General features: G+C 63.3%; 16 protein-coding genes and 1 tRNA gene. 11 read left to right on the forward strand and 6 right to left on the reverse strand.

Going from position 1 to position 16,857, the window contains the following annotated elements; all coding sequences use genetic code 11:
* Positions 1-140: 140 nt before the first annotated feature.
* The 10 genes from rsmB (at position 141) to AYM40_RS00345 (ending at position 9,485) form a co-directional block, all read left to right on the forward strand.
* The gene (gene rsmB / locus AYM40_RS00300) at positions 141-1,580 is read left to right on the forward strand and encodes a 16S rRNA (cytosine(967)-C(5))-methyltransferase RsmB (RefSeq protein ID WP_063494459.1); all 1,440 of its coding nucleotides are present in this window, start codon (positions 141-143) and stop codon (positions 1,578-1,580) included.
* A complete protein-coding gene (locus AYM40_RS00305) occupies positions 1,577-2,176 on the forward strand; it encodes a DUF4390 domain-containing protein (protein ID WP_063497777.1) in 600 nt (199 codons plus the stop codon). Before rsmB ends, AYM40_RS00305 begins: the two co-directional genes overlap by 4 nt.
* Complete coding sequence (locus tag AYM40_RS00310; RefSeq protein WP_063494460.1) at positions 2,166-4,580, forward strand: sensor histidine kinase; 2,415 nt, start codon at positions 2,166-2,168, stop codon at positions 4,578-4,580. The genes AYM40_RS00305 and AYM40_RS00310 overlap by 11 nt, the downstream gene beginning before the upstream one ends.
* Positions 4,581-5,270, forward strand: coding sequence for a response regulator transcription factor EsaR (esaR, locus tag AYM40_RS00315; RefSeq protein WP_063494461.1), 690 nt, complete (start codon positions 4,581-4,583; stop codon positions 5,268-5,270).
* Positions 5,271-5,366: 96 nt separating this feature from the next.
* A tRNA-Phe gene (locus AYM40_RS00320) sits at positions 5,367-5,442 on the forward strand.
* Positions 5,443-5,881: 439 nt separating this feature from the next.
* Complete coding sequence (queC, locus tag AYM40_RS00325) at positions 5,882-6,613, forward strand: 7-cyano-7-deazaguanine synthase QueC (RefSeq protein ID WP_063494462.1); 732 nt, start codon at positions 5,882-5,884, stop codon at positions 6,611-6,613.
* An 87-nt stretch (positions 6,614-6,700) separates the two neighbouring features.
* Entirely contained in the window at positions 6,701-7,333 is a 633-nt protein-coding gene (gene queE / locus AYM40_RS00330) for a 7-carboxy-7-deazaguanine synthase (protein ID WP_063494463.1), read from the forward strand.
* Between the two features lie 9 nt (positions 7,334-7,342).
* Positions 7,343-7,786, forward strand: coding sequence for a 6-carboxytetrahydropterin synthase QueD (gene queD / locus AYM40_RS00335; RefSeq protein ID WP_093634683.1), 444 nt, complete (start codon positions 7,343-7,345; stop codon positions 7,784-7,786).
* A gap of 215 nt (positions 7,787-8,001) precedes the next feature.
* A complete protein-coding gene (locus AYM40_RS00340) occupies positions 8,002-8,784 on the forward strand; it encodes an HpcH/HpaI aldolase family protein (protein WP_063494464.1) in 783 nt (260 codons plus the stop codon).
* The gene (locus AYM40_RS00345) at positions 8,781-9,485 is read left to right on the forward strand and encodes a tetratricopeptide repeat protein (RefSeq protein ID WP_063494465.1); all 705 of its coding nucleotides are present in this window, start codon (positions 8,781-8,783) and stop codon (positions 9,483-9,485) included. The genes AYM40_RS00340 and AYM40_RS00345 overlap by 4 nt, the downstream gene beginning before the upstream one ends.
* Before the next feature lie 173 nt (positions 9,486-9,658).
* On the opposite strand, the gene rodA is transcribed toward AYM40_RS00345, so the two are convergent.
* From rodA to AYM40_RS41185, 6 genes are all read right to left on the reverse strand, one after another.
* On the reverse strand, positions 9,659-10,807 hold the full coding sequence (rodA, locus tag AYM40_RS00350) for a rod shape-determining protein RodA (protein WP_063494466.1): 1,149 nt from the start codon (positions 10,805-10,807) through the stop codon (positions 9,659-9,661).
* A gap of 10 nt (positions 10,808-10,817) precedes the next feature.
* On the reverse strand, positions 10,818-13,229 hold the full coding sequence (gene mrdA / locus AYM40_RS00355) for a penicillin-binding protein 2 (protein ID WP_063494467.1): 2,412 nt from the start codon (positions 13,227-13,229) through the stop codon (positions 10,818-10,820).
* A gap of 141 nt (positions 13,230-13,370) precedes the next feature.
* Entirely contained in the window at positions 13,371-13,883 is a 513-nt protein-coding gene (mreD, locus tag AYM40_RS00360; protein ID WP_063494468.1) for a rod shape-determining protein MreD, read from the reverse strand.
* Entirely contained in the window at positions 13,880-14,977 is a 1,098-nt protein-coding gene (mreC, locus tag AYM40_RS00365) for a rod shape-determining protein MreC (RefSeq protein ID WP_063494469.1), read from the reverse strand. The genes mreD and mreC overlap by 4 nt, the downstream gene beginning before the upstream one ends.
* A gap of 154 nt (positions 14,978-15,131) precedes the next feature.
* Entirely contained in the window at positions 15,132-16,175 is a 1,044-nt protein-coding gene (locus tag AYM40_RS00370) for a rod shape-determining protein (RefSeq protein WP_004189550.1), read from the reverse strand.
* A gap of 233 nt (positions 16,176-16,408) precedes the next feature.
* Positions 16,409-16,558: a hypothetical protein gene (locus AYM40_RS41185; RefSeq protein ID WP_158515221.1), complete on the reverse strand. Its 150-nt coding sequence runs from the start codon at positions 16,556-16,558 to the stop codon at positions 16,409-16,411.
* On the opposite strand from AYM40_RS41185, the gene gatC reads away from it, so the two are divergent.
* On the forward strand, positions 16,557-16,856 hold the full coding sequence (gene gatC / locus AYM40_RS00375; protein WP_063494470.1) for an Asp-tRNA(Asn)/Glu-tRNA(Gln) amidotransferase subunit GatC: 300 nt from the start codon (positions 16,557-16,559) through the stop codon (positions 16,854-16,856). The genes AYM40_RS41185 and gatC overlap by 2 nt on opposite strands.
* Position 16,857 lies beyond the last annotated feature (1 nt).

Genomic DNA, 16,857 nt, shown 5'->3' on the forward strand with positions numbered 1-16,857 from the left:
GACGAGAGGCGAGTTTGCGGACTCGCCTTTTTTGTTCGAGCACCACCGCCGGTCCGCCCTCGGCGGCTCTCGCCCCGCGCCACGCTACAATGTGTGCTGTTTGCGTCGCGCGCACCGCGCGGCCTGCTTTTGCCTCTTTCATGACTCCAAAGCCTTCTTCGCGTTCTGCTACTCCATCGGCGCGTCCGCGCGAGTCCCGTCTGTCGATGCTGCATCTCGCGCCCGAATCGCTCGGCTTTGCGCTCGACTGCGCGGGCCAGGCCGTCGGCGCCGTGCGCCTCGGTGCGGCCTTGCCGGCCGCGCTGCAATCCGTATTCGTATCCGCGCCTGAAGGCGGCGCCGCCGCTGCGCGCGGTGCCGTGCAGGACATCGCGTATCGCACCATGCGGCGTCTGGCGACCGCCGAGTGGCTGATCGCCAGGCTGGTGAAGAAGGCCCCGCCGCCGCACGTCGGTCATGTGCTCGCCTGCGCGCTCGCCTTGCTCATCGACGACGAAGCGAACGCCGCTTATGCGCCGTTCACGGTCGTCGATCAGGCGGTGAGCGCAATCGCAGCGCGCCGTGAATTCGCGTTTGCAAAGGGTCTCGTCAATGCCGTCCTGCGCAATTTCCTGCGCGAGCGTGAGGCCCTGCTGAGCGCCGCGCAAGCCGACGAAGTCGCGCGTTGGAACTACCCGGCGTGGTGGATCGATGCGGTCAAAGGCGCGTGGCCCGACGCATGGCAAGCGGTGCTCGCGTCCGGCAATACGCAAGGTCCGCTGACGCTGCGAGTGAACGCACGCCGCTCGACGGTCGATGCCTATCTGCAGGTGCTACAAGACCGTCACATCCCCGCGAGCCGAGCCGGCGAGTACGCCGTCAAACTCGTCACGCCGATGCCGGTCGACCGGATCCCCGGCTTCGACGACGGCGTGGTGTCCGTACAGGACGCCGGCGCGCAGCTCGCCGCGCAACTGCTCGGCGTGCGCGACGGCATGCGCGTGCTCGACGCGTGCGCGGCGCCTGGCGGCAAAACCGGCCACCTGCTCGAACTCGCCAACCTGCAGCTCGTGGCGCTCGAAAGCGACGCGTCGCGCGCGCGCCGCATCGGTGAAAACCTGCAGCGCCTCAAGCTCGAAGCGGAAGTGCGTATTGGCGACGCGGGTGCGCCCGCAAAATGGCATGACGACATCGACCAGCCGTTCGACCGCATTCTGGCGGACGTGCCGTGTTCGGCCTCGGGCATCGTGCGGCGTCATCCGGATATTCGCTGGTTGCGTCGCGCGTCGGATATTCCCGCCCTGGTCGCCGAGCAGCGCCGCATTCTCGACGCGCTATGGCCGCTCGTGAAGCCCGGCGGCGAGTTGCTCTACGTTACGTGTTCGATCTTCCCCGAAGAAGGCGAGTTGCAAGCGCAGTGGTTTGGAAACAAGTATCAGGATGCGGTACGATTGGACGCGCCGGGGCAACTTTTACCCTCAGTTGCCCGCGCGCCCGCCGACACATCGGCCGGTTCCCATGCCGGACATGCCGCTGAAGATAGCACCGGCTCGAACTCAGACCACGACGGATTTTTCTACGCGCGCTTTCAGAAACGGTGACCATCAAACGTTTTTTCCCGCTTCGGCTCGCTGCCGTGCTCTGGATCGTGCTGGCCGTATGGCTCGCCGTACCGGGCGCGGCGCACGCCGATTCGATCGCGGTGCAGCGCGCCTCGCTGCAATCGGACAACACCGGCTGGAACCTCGACGCGCGTTTCGACTTCGACCTGAATAGCAATCTCGAAGATGCCGTCAACAAGGGCATTCCGCTGTACTTCACGACCGACTTCGAACTGAGCCGGCCACGCTGGTACTGGTTCGATGAGCAGCCGGTCAGCGTGTCGCAGAGCATTCGCCTGTCGTTCCAGCCGCTCACGCGTGAGTACCGTGTGTCGAGCGTGTCGTCGGGTGGCTTGCAGCTCGGCTGCACGACGCTGAAGGAAGCACTCGCGGTGATCAAGCACATCACGTCGTGGCATGTGATCGATCGCAATCAGGTGCATGCCGGGGAGACGTACAACGCGTCGGTGCGCATGCAACTCGACATCGCGCTGATGCCCAAGCCGTTTCAGATCGATGCGGTGAACAACCGCGACTGGAGCCTATCGTCAGAGTGGAAGCGCTTTACCTTCACGGTGACCGAACGTGCTAAATAGAGTGCGCCGCGCCACCAGCGTCAGCAGCATCGTCGTGCGCGTGCTGGTGTCCACGGTCGCCGTCACGGCCGTGTTGCTGCTCGTGCTGCTTGCAGCCGCGAGCGCGAATACCGAATTCTTCGACCGCTATTACCAGTGGCTGTATGCGGCCAACCTCGTGGTCGCGATGATCTTTTTGCTGGTGGTGGCGACGCTCGTCATCATCATCATCGCGCGGCTGAAAAAAGGTAAGTTCGGCACGCGGCTGCTAGCGAAACTCGCGTTCTTCATGGCGCTGGTCGGCGTGGTGCCGGGCGGCATCATTTACGTCGTCTCGTACCAGTTCGTGTCGCGCAGTATCGAATCGTGGTTCGACGTGAACGTCGAAACCGCGTTGACCTCGGGCCTGAATTTGGGCCGCGGCATGCTCGACGCCTCGCTGTCCGATCTGCAGACCAAGGGCCGCTTGATGTCCGAGCAGATCGCAAGCGCGGATGCCGCCGGCACGACGCTCACGCTTCTGCGCTTGCGCGACCAGTTCGGCGTGCAGGACGCGACGATCGTCGAACCGACACGCAGCATGTCGGGCGCGACGCCGGATATGCACGTGGTCGCGCAGGCGTCCGGCAATTACGCGACGCTCCTGCCGAACGACTTGCCCACGCCGCTGATGATCGATCAGGCGCGCGGCCGCGGTTACGCAGCAATCGAAGGCGAACTCGACGGCGATCCGCACGCGCATGGCAGCAAGGGTGCGCTGCGACTGCGCATCGTGCAGCGCATTCCCGATGCGAACGCATCGTTGCTGCAGCCCACCGAACGCTTCCTGCAACTCACGCAGCCGGTGTCGCCGACGCTCGCGCGTAATGCCGACGCGGTGCAGCGCGCCTATCGCGAGTATCAGGAAAAGGCGCTGGGCCGCACCGGCTTGCGCAAGATGTACATCGGCACGCTGACGCTCGCGCTGTTCCTCGCCACCTTCATCGCAATGATGCTGGCGCTCGCACTCGGCAATCAGCTTGCGCGGCCGTTGTTCCTGCTCGCACAGGGCACCAAGGAAGTGACCGAGGGCGATTACACGCCGAAGCGCGAAATCAAATCACGCGACGAACTGGGCTTTCTCACGCAGTCGTTCAACGCGATGACGCGGCAGCTGTCCGAAGCGCGCGCGGCGGTCGAGAACAACCGCATCGCGCTCGAGCATTCCAAGGCCTATCTGGAAAGTATTCTCGCGAACCTGACCGCGGGCGTGTTCGTGTTCGACCGGCAGTTCCGCCTCACCACGGCGAACCGCGGCGCTGAGCGGATTTTCCGTCAGCAGTTCCAGGAAGTGCTGGGTTCGGCGCTCGAGCAGATCGGCGTGTTGAGCGAATTCGGCGGGATGGTGCGCAAGGCGTTTGCCGATCGCGAAGCTGCGAGCGGCGACGGTCACGACGACCGCGGCCACTGGCAACAGCAATTTTCGGTGCAGGTGGCGGGCGAAACCGAGCCGCTCACCTTGCTCGTGCGCGGCGCGCGCCTTGTGTCCGCCACTGACCGCGACGCGGAAGACATGCAGACCTCCGGCTACGTGGTCGTGTTCGACGATATTTCGGATGTGATCTCCGCGCAGCGTTCGATCGCCTGGGGCGAAGTGGCGCGGCGTCTCGCGCACGAGATCAAGAATCCGCTCACGCCGATCCAGCTCTCCGCCGAGCGTTTGCAGATGAAGCTCGCCGACAAGCTCTCGCCATCGGACGCCGATGTGCTGAAGCGCGGCGCAACCACGATCGTCAACCAGGTCGCGGCGATGAAGCGGATGGTCGACAATTTCCGCGACTATGCGCGCACACCGCCGGCGGTGCTCGCGCATCTGCAACTGAACGAACTGGTCAGCGAAGTGCTGACGCTGTACGGTATCGAAGAAGGCAAGGGTGCGATTCAGGTAGAGCTCGCGGATTTGCCGGCGATTCGCGGCGACGCGACACAATTGCGACAGGTGATTCACAACCTGCTGCAGAATGCGCAGGATGCCGTGGCCGACGTCGAACAACCGCGTGTGTTGCTCGAGACGAGGACAGTAGAATACGGAGACCCCGACGCGGAAGGCAAGGTACACGTCGCGGTGCGTTTGACAGTGTCGGATAACGGAGCGGGCTTCCCCGCGCGTATCCTCACACGTGCCTTCGAACCTTACGTGACGACCAAGGCCAAAGGTACGGGTCTCGGTCTTGCGATGGTCAAGAAGATCGTCGACGAACACGGTGCGCGCATCGACATTCGCAACCGCATGAAAGCGGGCGATGTGATCGAAGGTGCGCAGATTTCGATCCTCTTCCTCCAACTGGCAGACGATGCCACGGCACCTGGAACAGGGCCGCGACCGGCGCATGGCAATGCGTCGCAGGGAATGACAAAAGCAGCAGTGCAGACAAGGGCAGCGTAAATGGCAACCATCCTGGTGGTAGATGATGAAATGGGCATCCGGGAATTGCTCTCGGAGATCCTGAGCGACGAGGGGCATGTCGTGGAGGCGGCGGAAAATGCGCAGGAAGCGCGCGATTTCCGCTTGCGCCAGGCGCCGGACCTGGTGCTGCTCGACATCTGGATGCCCGATACCGACGGTGTGACCTTGCTGAAGGAATGGGCCGCGCAAGGGCAGTTGACCATGCCGGTGATCATGATGTCCGGTCACGCAACCATCGATACGGCGGTTGAAGCGACCAAGATCGGCGCGCTCAATTTCCTCGAGAAGCCGATTGCGTTGCAGAAGCTGCTGAAGGCGGTCGAGCAAGGGCTTGCCCGCGGCAATGCGGCAGGTGCGCCGGGCGGCGCGGTCGCCAAGCCGGCGCTGCCGGTCAGCGCTTCGGCGGTGGCATCGGCGGCTGCGTTGCCGATGCTGTCGTCGGATGGCATGGGCAGCGGCGCGCTGGCCGCGCAAACGGCGTCGATCTCGTTCGACATCCCGTTACGCGACGCGCGCGATGCATTCGAGCGCGCTTACTTCGAATATCACCTTGCGCGCGAGAATGGCAGCATGACGCGCGTCGCGGAAAAGACTGGCCTCGAGCGCACACACTTGTATCGCAAGCTCAAGCAGCTCGGTGTCGATCTCGGTAAAAACAAAGGAGAGTGAACGGCAGTGCAACGCGTGCAGGTTCGGGCCCGGCAGATTTTTTCGAGAAGGGGCTTGCCGTGCTGCTGACCCTTTGATATCATTTCGTTCTTCGTTGGCCCGGTAGCTCAGTTGGTAGAGCAGCGGATTGAAAATCCGCGTGTCGATGGTTCGATTCCGTCCCAGGCCACCAGGATTCAGCCCCAGGAAATCGCAAGATTCCTGGGGCTTTTCCTTTTTTGCCTCGTTTCCGGCGGGCATCCGTGGCGGCGTGGCTTGCTTGCCGCTGCTGTGGGGCGTGCTCGGCGGCATTGGGCATCACGTGATAAAATCGCGCCAGTTCAAGGACTTGCATGCGAGCGCGCCATTGGCGCACTACCGCACCAAACACGTCTTTTCGCATCCTGAAGCTGGGCCTTTTGCGCACTCTGCCGCAACACGGCAAGGCCGCGACAGGTGCCGAACCCTTCGCCCGACGATTAACGGTATAAGCGCCCAGCGACTCTGCATGCGGAAGGCGCGGCCTATACTGGTTTGGGCCGGCAGCAGTGCCGGCACGCGTCGCGTCGCGTTGCTTGCATGGCGCACCTCGCGCAGCGCGACGTGGCACTCATCATTCACGGAGTTTCACGGTGATCCGCAAAGACGCTAAACGTAGCGCTCTGGTGCTGTTTTCCGGCGGCCAGGATTCCGCCACATGCCTCGCCTGGGCGCTCGAACGTTATGAAACGGTCGAGACGCTGGGCTTCGATTATGGCCAGCGGCACCGAGTCGAACTCGAATGCCGCGAAGGGTTTCGTAACGCGGTGACGCGGGCGTTTCCTGCCTGGGCCGACCGCCTCGGCGAAGATCACATGATCGATTTGTCGGTGCTCGGCTCGATTAGCGATACCGCGATGACGCGCGAAATCGAGATTCACGCCACCGCGAACGGTTTGCCGAATACGTTCGTGCCGGGCCGCAATCTGATGTTCATGACGATCGCTGCGGCCATCGCGTACCGGCGTGGTTTGCAGGTGCTGGTGGGCGGGATGTGCGAGACGGACTTCTCGGGCTACCCCGATTGTCGCGATGACACGATGAAGGCATTGCAGGTCGCGCTGAACCTCGGCATGGACACGCGCTTCCTGCTCGAAACGCCGCTGATGTGGCTCGACAAGGCTGACACATGGCGTCTCGCGCACGAGCTGGGCGGCGACGAACTCGTGGAACTGGTGCGCGTCGAGACGCATACTTGCTATGTTGGCGAGCGTGCCGAGCTGCACGCATGGGGCTTCGGCTGCGGCGAATGTCCGGCGTGCCGCTTGCGCAAGCGGGGTTATGAAGCGTATCTGGCCGGCGAGAAGGTGACCGAGCCGGTCTGACGGTCTCACGACAGTTTTACGCAGGGGCACCGTGCGAACGGGCGCAGCACAGGCAATTATCTTCAGGAACACAAGGCAGAAAGCAGCATGACTTACGCGGTCAAGGAAATCTTCTACACATTGCAGGGCGAGGGCGCGAATGCCGGGCGTCCGGCCGTGTTCTGCCGGTTCGCCGGCTGCAATCTGTGGTCGGGCCGCGAAGAAGATCGCGCGGAAGCTGTCTGCCAGTTCTGCGATACCGACTTTGTCGGGACTGACGGCGAGAACGGCGGCAAGTATCGTACGCCCGAAGAGCTGGTGCAGATGATCGCGTCGCAATGGCCGGAAGGCGAGGGCGAGCGCTTTGTGGTTTGCACGGGCGGTGAACCGATGTTGCAGATCGATCAGCCGTTTGTCGATGCGCTGCATGCCGCCGGCTTCGAAATCGCCATTGAAACCAACGGCTCGCTGCCGGTGCTCGAGACGATCGACTGGATCTGCGTGAGCCCGAAGGCCGACGCACCACTGGTCGTCACCAAGGGCAACGAACTGAAGGTCGTGATTCCGCAGGACAACCAGCGTTTGTCCGAGTATGCGAAGCTCGACTTCGAGTATTTCCTCGTCCAGCCGATGGACGGCCCGTCGCGCGAGCTCAACACCAAGCTCGCGATCGACTGGTGCAAACGCCATCCGCAATGGCGCCTGTCGATGCAGACCCACAAGTATCTGAACATTCCCTGATTTGCCGTGCTGACGATTACACGAAAACTCGAATTCGACGCGGGTCACCGCATCCCCGATCACCGCAGCCAGTGCCGTAATCTGCACGGCCATCGCTATGTGCTCGAAATCACGCTGCAAGGCGACCTGGTCGACACTGAAGGCGCGCCGGATCGCGGCATGGTGATGGACTTCGCCGACGTGAAGTCGCTCGCGGTCGAACATCTGGTCGACAAGTGGGACCATGCGTTCCTCGTCTACGAAGGCGACACGCAGGTGCGCGGTTTTCTGGAAACCATGGCGGGGCACAAGACGGTCGTACTCGATCGCATTCCCACCGTTGAAAATCTCGCGGCCGTCGCGTTCGATATTCTCGCGAATGTCTACGATGCGCATTACGGTGTGAATCTGCGTTTGCATAAGGTGCGTCTGTTCGAGACGCCGAACTGCTGGGCCGACGTGGTCCGCGATTAAACCCGGGGCCGCGCGGCTCAACCTCGCGGCTCAACCTCCGCGTTATTGTCACGGTATGATCGCTCCGATAACCACACGGAGCGAGACATGCCGGTCACCGCATTACGTTTCAGCAGGCATTCAGGCCGGAACAGCCCAGGCGCGGGTCAATTCCGCCACGCCAGAATCCTCACCCGTGTTTCAGGCGATATATCCCGTCGCCAGGGAGCGCGGCAATGAGCACCTTCACGAATCCCCTCAAGCAACGTCTGAAAGAAGCCGATCCGCTGTTCGGCCTGTGGCTTTCGCTCGGCAGCGATTCTGCAGCCGAGGCGCTTGCGCATGCCGGTTTCGACTGGCTGCTGATCGACATGGAGCATGCGCCGAACGATAGCGGCGACGTCACGTCGCAATTGCGCGCGATCGCCGCCGCGCATCTGCCAAGCGAGCCTGTCGTGCGCGTGCCCGCCAGCGAGGCGTGGCTCGTCAAGCGCGTACTCGACGCTGGCGCACGGACGTTGATGTTCCCAAACATCGAAAGCGCGGACGAGGCGGCACGGGCAGTGCGTCTGACGCAGTATCCGACCGCCGAGGCGCTCGACGGTCAGCGCGGCGTCGCCGGCGCGGTGCGGGCGGCTTCGTACGGCATGCGGCGCGACTACGTGCAGACCGCCAACGCGCAGATCGCGACCATCGTGCAGATCGAGTCGGCGCGCGGCTTGCAGGAAGTTGAGAAGATCGCGGCGACGCCCGGCGTCGATTGCCTGTTCGTCGGACCGGCTGATCTCGCCGCGAGCCTCGGCCACCTCGGCGATTCGAAGCATGCCGACGTGCAGGCGGCAATGGCGCGCATTGTCGGCGCCGCCGATAAGGCCGGTATCGCCTCCGGAATTTTTGCCATGGATGTCGCGAGCGCAAAGCAGCATCGCGATGCAGGTTTTCGTTTTATCGCTCTGGCCGCCGACGTCATGTGGATGTTGCGCGCGACCCGCCAGGCGTTGCAGGAGGTGAGGACATGATGGGGAAGGTGCAGTGCGTCGCGGTGCGTTTGGCGGTCACAGCGGCATTGATGGCGAGTTTGACGGCGTATGCGCAGGACAACCGCGTCGCGAAGTCGAACGATCCGGAGACGCAAAATGCGGTCGCCGATTACAACGCCGGCAATCTGGGCGCGGCGCTTGCCGAATTCCGCAAAGCGGCGGAGCGCGGCAACCGGCTTGCCGAGTTCAACTACGCGATGATGCTGCTCAACGGCGAAGGCACCATCGCCAATGTCGACGAAGGCAAGAAGTGGCTGCGCAAAGCCGCCGACGCCAACATGTCGCACGCGCAATACGTGTACGGCAAGATGTACGACGACGGCGAGTTCGTCGGGCGTGATCCGGTCGAGGCACATCGTTGGTTTCTGAAGGCCGCGCAGCAGGGGCACGTGCAGGCGGAACTCGCGCTGGCCAACCAGTTCCTCGATGGCCGTGGCACGGCTCGCGATAACCAGCAGGCGTTCATCTGGTACAAGAAGGCCGCGCAAGGTGGCGACATGACTGCGCAGTACGTGACCGGCTCGTTCTACGAGCGCGGTGGCGACGGCGTGGACAAGAACCTGAACGTAGCGCGTGCGTATTACGCGGCAGCGGCGGCACAGGGCGATCCGGCGGCGAAACTCAAGTATCAGCAACTGAGCGCGCAATTGCGGGATCAGAAGGAAGTGAAACCGCAGTAAATGAAACCGCAGTAAATGAAAAAGGGGCGCTCCTGACGGTGCGCCCCTTTTGTTTATCGGGCCAGTTGTGGTCTGCTTCGACTTTGTGTCATTCGGCTTTGCATCGTTCGCTTCTGCTGCCTTTGGCTCCGCGGTCTGCGCCTTGTGCCCTGCGCCCTGAACTCCGCCCTGCTCTAACTCTGCATCAACCGCTTCTGTCGCGCGACGTTCATGATGAGGCCGATCGCGACCCCCAGCGTGGTCAGCGCGGTGCCGCCGTAACTCATGAACGGCAACGGCACGCCCACCACCGGCAAGATCCCGCTCACCATGCCGATGTTGACGAACGCGTAAGTGAAGAACGCCATCGTCAGCGATCCGGCCAGCAGCCGCCCAAACAGCGTCGCCCCATTGGCCGCGATATACAAACCGCGCGCGATCAGCAGCATATAAAGCGTGAGCAGCACGATCCCGCCCGCGAGCCCGAACTCCTCGGAAAACACCGCGAAGATGAAGTCGGTGTGCTTCTCGGGGATGAACTCCAGATGCGCCTGGGTACCCTTGAGCCAGCCTTTGCCGAGCGGGCCGCCCGAGCCGATTGCAATCACCGCCTGAATGGTGTGGAAACCTTTGCCGAGCGGATCGGACGTCGGATCGAGCAGCGTACAGATACGGTGCTTCTGATAATCGTGCATCAGCGGCCACTGCACTTCCGGCTGACAGATCTTGTCCTGGAACGCGGCGATCGAGCCGACCGCGATCACACCGGCAATCAGCACCGGCACGATCAGCTTGAAACTCAGCCCCGCGAAGTAAATCACGAAGAGGCCGGCCGCAAAGACCAGCACGGCAGTACCAAGGTCAGGCTGCTTGGCGATCAAACCGACCGGCACAATCAGAATCAGGAAGCCGACCAGAAAGTCGTACCAGCGCATCACGCCTTCGCGGCGCTGGTAGTACCAGGCGAGCATCAGCGGTGTGGCGATCTTCAGAATCTCCGACGGCTGGATCACCACGCCGACGTTGATCCAGCGCTTCGCACCCTTGCGCGTGAGGCCGAACATCGCCACCGCAACCAGTAACGCGATCCCGAACGTATAGAGCGGGACCGCGAAGCGCATCAGCGTGGTGGGTGGCACATTGGCCAGCGCCCACATCAGCACGAACGTCAGCATGATGTTGCGCAGTTGGTCTTCCACCCGGCCGGGCATGTCCAGCGTCGCGCTGTATAGCGTGACGATGCCGACGCACAGCAGCAGAAACACGATCAGGGCGAGCGGCCGGTCGAAGCCCACGAACATCCGCTTGATGCGGTCGAGCCAGGCGCGCTTGTCGAATTGCATGCCTTTCTCCTTACTCGTCGATGCCGCCGGAAACCGGCTGGCGTGGCGACGTAGGCTGAATGCTGTCATCCCGCGGCGGAGCGGCGGCGGTCGGCACCGCCTCGCTGCTCGGGCGGGGTTTGTGCGGGACGCCGGATTTACGCGGCGCCGGGATCTTTGCGGCAGCGGACGCGGATGCGGCGACGGCCGCCGAAGCGCCGGATGCGGAAGCAGCAGCAGCCGCAGCCGTCGATGTCACAGCCGCAGGCGCCGATGCAGCCGCCGAAGTCGATGCAGCCGCCGAAGTCGATGCAGCCGCCGAAGTCGATGCAGCCGCCGAAGTCGATGCAACTGCCGAAGTCGATGCAGCTGCCGCAGCGGAAGCAGCCGCCGCGGCCGAAGCGGCGCCCGGGATCGGCAGTGCCGTGAAGCCCGCGGCGACCTTGACGGGCTGCGGCGCGTCCTGCGGCGCCGGTGCGTCACCCACCTCGGGCGCGGAGGCATCCTGGGTCGCCGAGGCCGCTGCCGCGACAGCCGCCGCTTGAGCGCCGGGCTTGTCCTTGCCGACCAGGTAGTAATCGAGCACACGGCGCGCGATCGGACCCGCTGCTTCCGCGCCCCAGCCGCCGTTTTCGACGATCAGCGCGAGCGCGATCTTCGGTTGCTCGGCAGGTGCGAAGGCGATGAAGAGCGCGTGGTCGCGCAGATGTTCGGCGATCGCGTGGCCCTTGTAGTTCGCACCTTGCAGCGAGTAGACCTGCGCCGTACCGGTCTTGCCGGCCGCCTGATACGGTGCGCCGATGAACAGCTTCGACGCCGTGCCGTTGGTCACGACGCCTTCCATTGCGCGCTTGATGATGTCGATGTCCGATTGCTTCACGGCGATCTTGTCGCTCGGATCGCGCACGACCGGGCGCGTTTCCTTCGTGATCGGATTTTCGATGTCGCGCACGAGGTGCGGCTTCATCACGACGCCGTTATTCGCGAGCGTGGCCGTGGCGTGCGCAAGTTGCAGGATGGTGAACGAGTTATAGCCCTGGCCGATGCCGAGACTGATCGTTTCGCCTTCATACCAGCGCTGCTGTTCGGGCTTGCGGTACGCTTTGCGCTTCCATTCCGTCGACGGCAGGATGCCGCGCGCTTCGCCCGAAATGTCGATCCCGGTGATCTGGCCAAAGCCCCACGGCTTCATGAAGTTGGCAATGTTGTTGACGCCGAGATCGTGCGCGAGCATGTAGAAATACGTGTCGTTCGACACCACGATCGCGCGGTTCATGTCGACCCAGCCCTGGCCGGAGCGCACGTCGTTGCGGAACGTATGGCCGCCGAACGTGTACGAGCCCGGATCCTGAAAGCCCCAGCCTGGCGTGCGCTTATGCAGCGTCAGCGCGGCGAGCGCCATGAACGGCTTGTAGGTCGAGCCTGGCGGGTAGGTGCCGTGCAGCGGGCGGTTCAGGAGCGGATGGTCGGGCGAGTTGTTGAGCTCGTCCCAGGTCTGCTGATCGATGCCGTCGACAAACGAATTCGGATCGAAGCTCGGCGCCGACACGAACGCGAGCACGTCGCCGGTTGCCGGCTCGATCGCGACCAGCGCCCCGCGGCGGCCGGCAAACGCCTGCTCGGCGACCTGCTGCAGGCCGATATCGATCGACAGTTCGAGGTTATTGCCGGGCGTTGCCTGGGTGCGCGACAGCGTGCGCACGGGCCGGCCACCGGCGGTTACTTCGACTTCCTCAAAACCGGTCTGGCCGTGCAGCTCCGTCTCGTAGCTCTGCTCGACGCCGATCTTGCCGATGTAGTCGGTGCCCTTGTAGTTGTTCGCGTCGAGGCGCGGATCGTAGTGATCCGGATCGCTGTCGTTCTGATCGCTGGCGTCGTCGATGCGGTCCTGATCGCGCTGCGAAATCCGGCCGATGTAGCCGATCACGTGTGCCGCGGTCGGTCCGAGCGGATATTGGCGGAACAGGCGCGCGCGCACTTCCACGCCCGGAAAGCGGAAGCGTTGCGCGGTGAAGCGCGCGACTTCGTCGTCGGTGAGGCGGGTGCGGATCGGCAGGCTCTCGAAATTCTTCGAGTCTTCCTGCAGCTTCTTGAAGCGGCGCCGGTCGCGTGCGTCGATCGAGACCACGCTGGCCAAGTTGTCGATCACGTTTTCGAGCGTGTCGTTCAGCTTCGACGGCGTGATTTCGAGCGTATATGCCGAGTAGTTCTTGGCCAGCACCACGCCGTTACGGTCGGTGATGATGCCTCGGTTCGGCACGATCGGTGCGACCGAGATGCGGTTTTCGTCGGCTTGCAGCGAGTACTTGCTGTAGTGCCAGACCTGCAGGACCAGGAAACGGAAACCGATCAGCCCGAAGCAGACGAACACGAACACGCCCGCCGCCGCGACGCGCAGGCGGAACTTCGAGAGCTGTTGCTGAGTGTCCTTGAATTCGGTCATGCGATTCTGCAAAAGGCCGTGTGACAGCCATCATGAGTGTGCGCCCAAACCGGCCGGAACCGGGAGGCATGAACAGCGATGCGCGTCGAGCGGGCCGGCTACCCGGGTTCCAGCGGAGCGGCCGGCGTGCTCGATGCTTGATTAAATCGGCCGCGTATCGTCCGGATCGGCCGGGCGGCGCTGCGGCATCAGCAGCAGCACGCTGGCGACCGGCCACAGCGCGGCTTCGACGAAGCCGTCGATCAGGTAGCCCCAGCCCGGAAACGCCGCGCCTGTCAGCAGACGGATCACGAACGGCACCAGTTGCGCGACGACCAGCAGCGGCATCACCGCGAAGGTCTGCACGCCGAGCGACATCCACAGCACCCGGCGATGGATCGTAATCGCGCCATACGACAACAACGTATACGCCAGCGCGTGCTCGCCGAGCAGGCTGGCGTTGTGCACGTCCATCAGCAAGCCGAGAAAGAACGCGATGCCCATGCCGACCTTGCGCGGCTGGTGCACATTCCAGAACAGCAGCACGAGCGCCACGAAATCCGGCACGCCGGCGAGGCGCCCCCACGGCATCAGGTTCAGCAAGAACGCTGCGGCGAGGCTGAACGCGATGAAGTACGGATTGACCGGCTGCAGGATGTATTGCGGACGGTTCATGGCTGGGCCCCAGGTGTGGCTTGCGGCTTCGCGCTCTTGTCAGCGGCCGGTTTCTTCTCGCTAGCGGCCTTCTTCTCCGGGGCAGTGGCTTTGGCCGGCGGTTTTTCAGCGGGCTTGGCAGCAGCGGCCGGCTTTTCAGCAGGCTTCGCAGCGGATTTATCCGCCGCAGCTTTGCTGTCCGCGGGCTTGCCGCCCTTCTTCGCTTTCGCGTCCTTGGCAGTCGCGACCGCATCGGGCTCTTCCGCCGGACGCGGCGGCACATTGTTCAGATAGTGCAGCACCAGCAACTGACGCGCGCCGCGCACGGGCGCAACCGGCAAGCAGATCACGCGTGCAAAGGCCGTATCGGCCTGTTTGTCGACCCGCACGACCTTGGCGACCGGCAGCCCCGGCGGATAAACGCCGTCGAGTCCGCTGGTGACGAGTTCGTCACCGGTTTGCACGTCGGCGCTGATCGGCACGAAGCGCAGATCGAGCGTATCGCCTTTCGGCGTGCCGTAAATCACGCTGCGCAAGCCGGTGCGCACGATCTGCACCGGCACCGCCTGGTCCTTGTCGGTGAGCAGCGTCACTTCGGCTTGCAGCGGGAACACCCGCGTCACCTGCCCGATCACGCCGTCTTCGTTGACGACCGGCGAACCGTCCTGGACGCCTTGCTGCGCACCGCGGCCGATCACGACTTTCTGCGTGAACGGATCGCGCGTGTCGTACTGGATTTCAGCGGGCAGCGATTGTGTGGTCGAGCGCTGCGAGAGTTGCAGCAGCGCGCGCAAATGGGCGTTTTCGGCCGCCAGTTCGGCGGCTGTATTGGCTTGCTGCGAGAGCTGAAGATCTTTGGTGCGCAGCTTGTCGTTCTCCTGGCGCAGCGTGGCGCTGGTCACGGCCAGGTCGGCCGCGCCCATGAAGATGTCGCGCGGCACGAGGGCTGCGCGTTGCAACGGATAAAGACCCGCGCCGAGCACGCCACGAACGATTTCGAGCGTTTTGAAGCGTGCATCGGAGATCAGCAGGGCGAGCGCCAGCACGACGAAAAACGCCAGCCGTGCGAGGGCGGACGGGCCTTGCTTGAACAGGGGCGGCGGACTGTATTCCATGGTCGGCGCCGGGGGCGTGAGCGGTTGGGTGAGACGGCGGCGCGCGAGGGACGCGCGTTCAGCGCGCGGAGGCTGGCAGGCCCAGCCAACGGCAAACCGGCCCGCAAGGGGCCGTTTGCCTGATCCGCGCTACTGACATGGAGGTGGGGCTCGCTTACTCGTACGAGAAGATGCTGCCCAGCTTGTCCATGCGTTCGAGCGCCATGCCCGAGCCGCGCACAACACAGGTCAGCGGGTCTTCGGCGACGAGCACCGGCAGGCCGGTTTCTTCGGCGAGCAGGCGATCCAGATCGCGCAGCAGTGCGCCGCCGCCCGTGAGCATCATGCCGCGCTCGGCGATGTCGGCGCCCAGTTCCGGCGGCGTTTGTTCGAGTGCGATCTTCACCGACGACACGATCTGGTTCAGCGGATCGGTGAGGGCTTCGAGGATTTCGTTGCTGGAGATCGTGAAGCTGCGCGGAATGCCTTCCGACAGATTGCGGCCCTTCACTTCCATTTCCTTGACTTCGGAACCCGGGAACGCGGAGCCGATTTCTTTCTTGATGGCTTCGGCGGTTTGTTCGCCGATCAGCATGCCGTAGTTGCGACGGATGTAGTTGACGATAGCTTCGTCGAACTTGTCGCCGCCTACGCGCACCGAACCCTTGTACACGATGCCGCCGAGCGAGATCACGCCGACTTCGGTCGTGCCGCCGCCGATGTCGACGACCATCGAGCCGGTGGCTTCCGACACCGGCAGGCCTGCGCCGATTGCCGCTGCCATGGGTTCTTCGATGAGGTAGACCTGCGAAGCGCCCGCACCGTGTGCGGCTTCTTTAATGGCGCGACGCTCGACCTGGGTCGAACCGCACGGCACGCAGATGATGATGCGCGGCGACGGCGAGAACATGCGTGATTCGTGAGCAGTTTTGATGAACTGCTTGATCATCTGTTCGGTGACGGTGAAGTCGGCGATCACGCCGTCTTTCATTGGGCGGATCGCCTCGATGTTGCCCGGCACCTTGCCAAGCATCTGCTTGGCTTCCTTGCCGACCGCCTGGATGGTTTTCTTACCGTTGGGACCGCCTTCCTGGCGAATCGAGACCACCGACGGTTCATCAAGAACGATACCTTTGCCACGCATATAGATGAGCGTGTTGGCAGTGCCAAGGTCAATCGCCAGGTCGTTGGAGAAGTAACTGCGCAGAAAACCGAACATTCAAAATCCTGTCTCGCTTGGGGCCAGCCCTTCGCAACGTATGCGCAGGGCGGCAGCGGAAAAAATAACAGCTTCAACCGGGCGGATGCGGCGCCACAGGATCTTGAAGCTGCGAGGGAGTCTACCGGAGGCCGGTGCAAGGCCAGGTCAGAAAAATCCGAACGATCTTTGGGAATTGTTCAGAAAGGCCTTGGTAAGTCGGTCCGGGTTTGGGTCGAACGCGTAATGATACCTTATAATTTTGGATGTTTTGAAGGAAACGGACGGCACTTTTCGCCGCCGCTGGCCCCTTTTTCGAGGTCTTCCTCCAGTGTCGTAACCCGCTGTCGCAGCACCGTTTTTCCCGCGCTGCGGCGGTCCACCACATTTTCCGGTGACTGCATGGCTCTGACCCTGACCGATGTTAAACGCATCGCGCACCTCGCGCGGCTCGAACTGGCTGACGCCGACGCTGAGCACACGCTTGCCCAGCTCAACGATTTCTTCGGCTTAGTCGAGCAAATGCAGGCGGTCGATACCACCGGCATCGCCCCGCTTGCCCATCCGATCGAGCAGATCGAAGACGTCGCGCTGCGTCTGCGTGACGACGCGGTGACCGAAACGGTCGACCGTGAAGCTTTCCAGCGCCCGGCGCCGGCCGTGCAAGACGGCCTGTACCTCGTGCCGAAAGTGATCGAGTAAG

Source organism: Paraburkholderia phytofirmans OLGA172 (assembly GCF_001634365.1).
Taxonomy (GTDB): domain Bacteria; phylum Pseudomonadota; class Gammaproteobacteria; order Burkholderiales; family Burkholderiaceae; genus Paraburkholderia.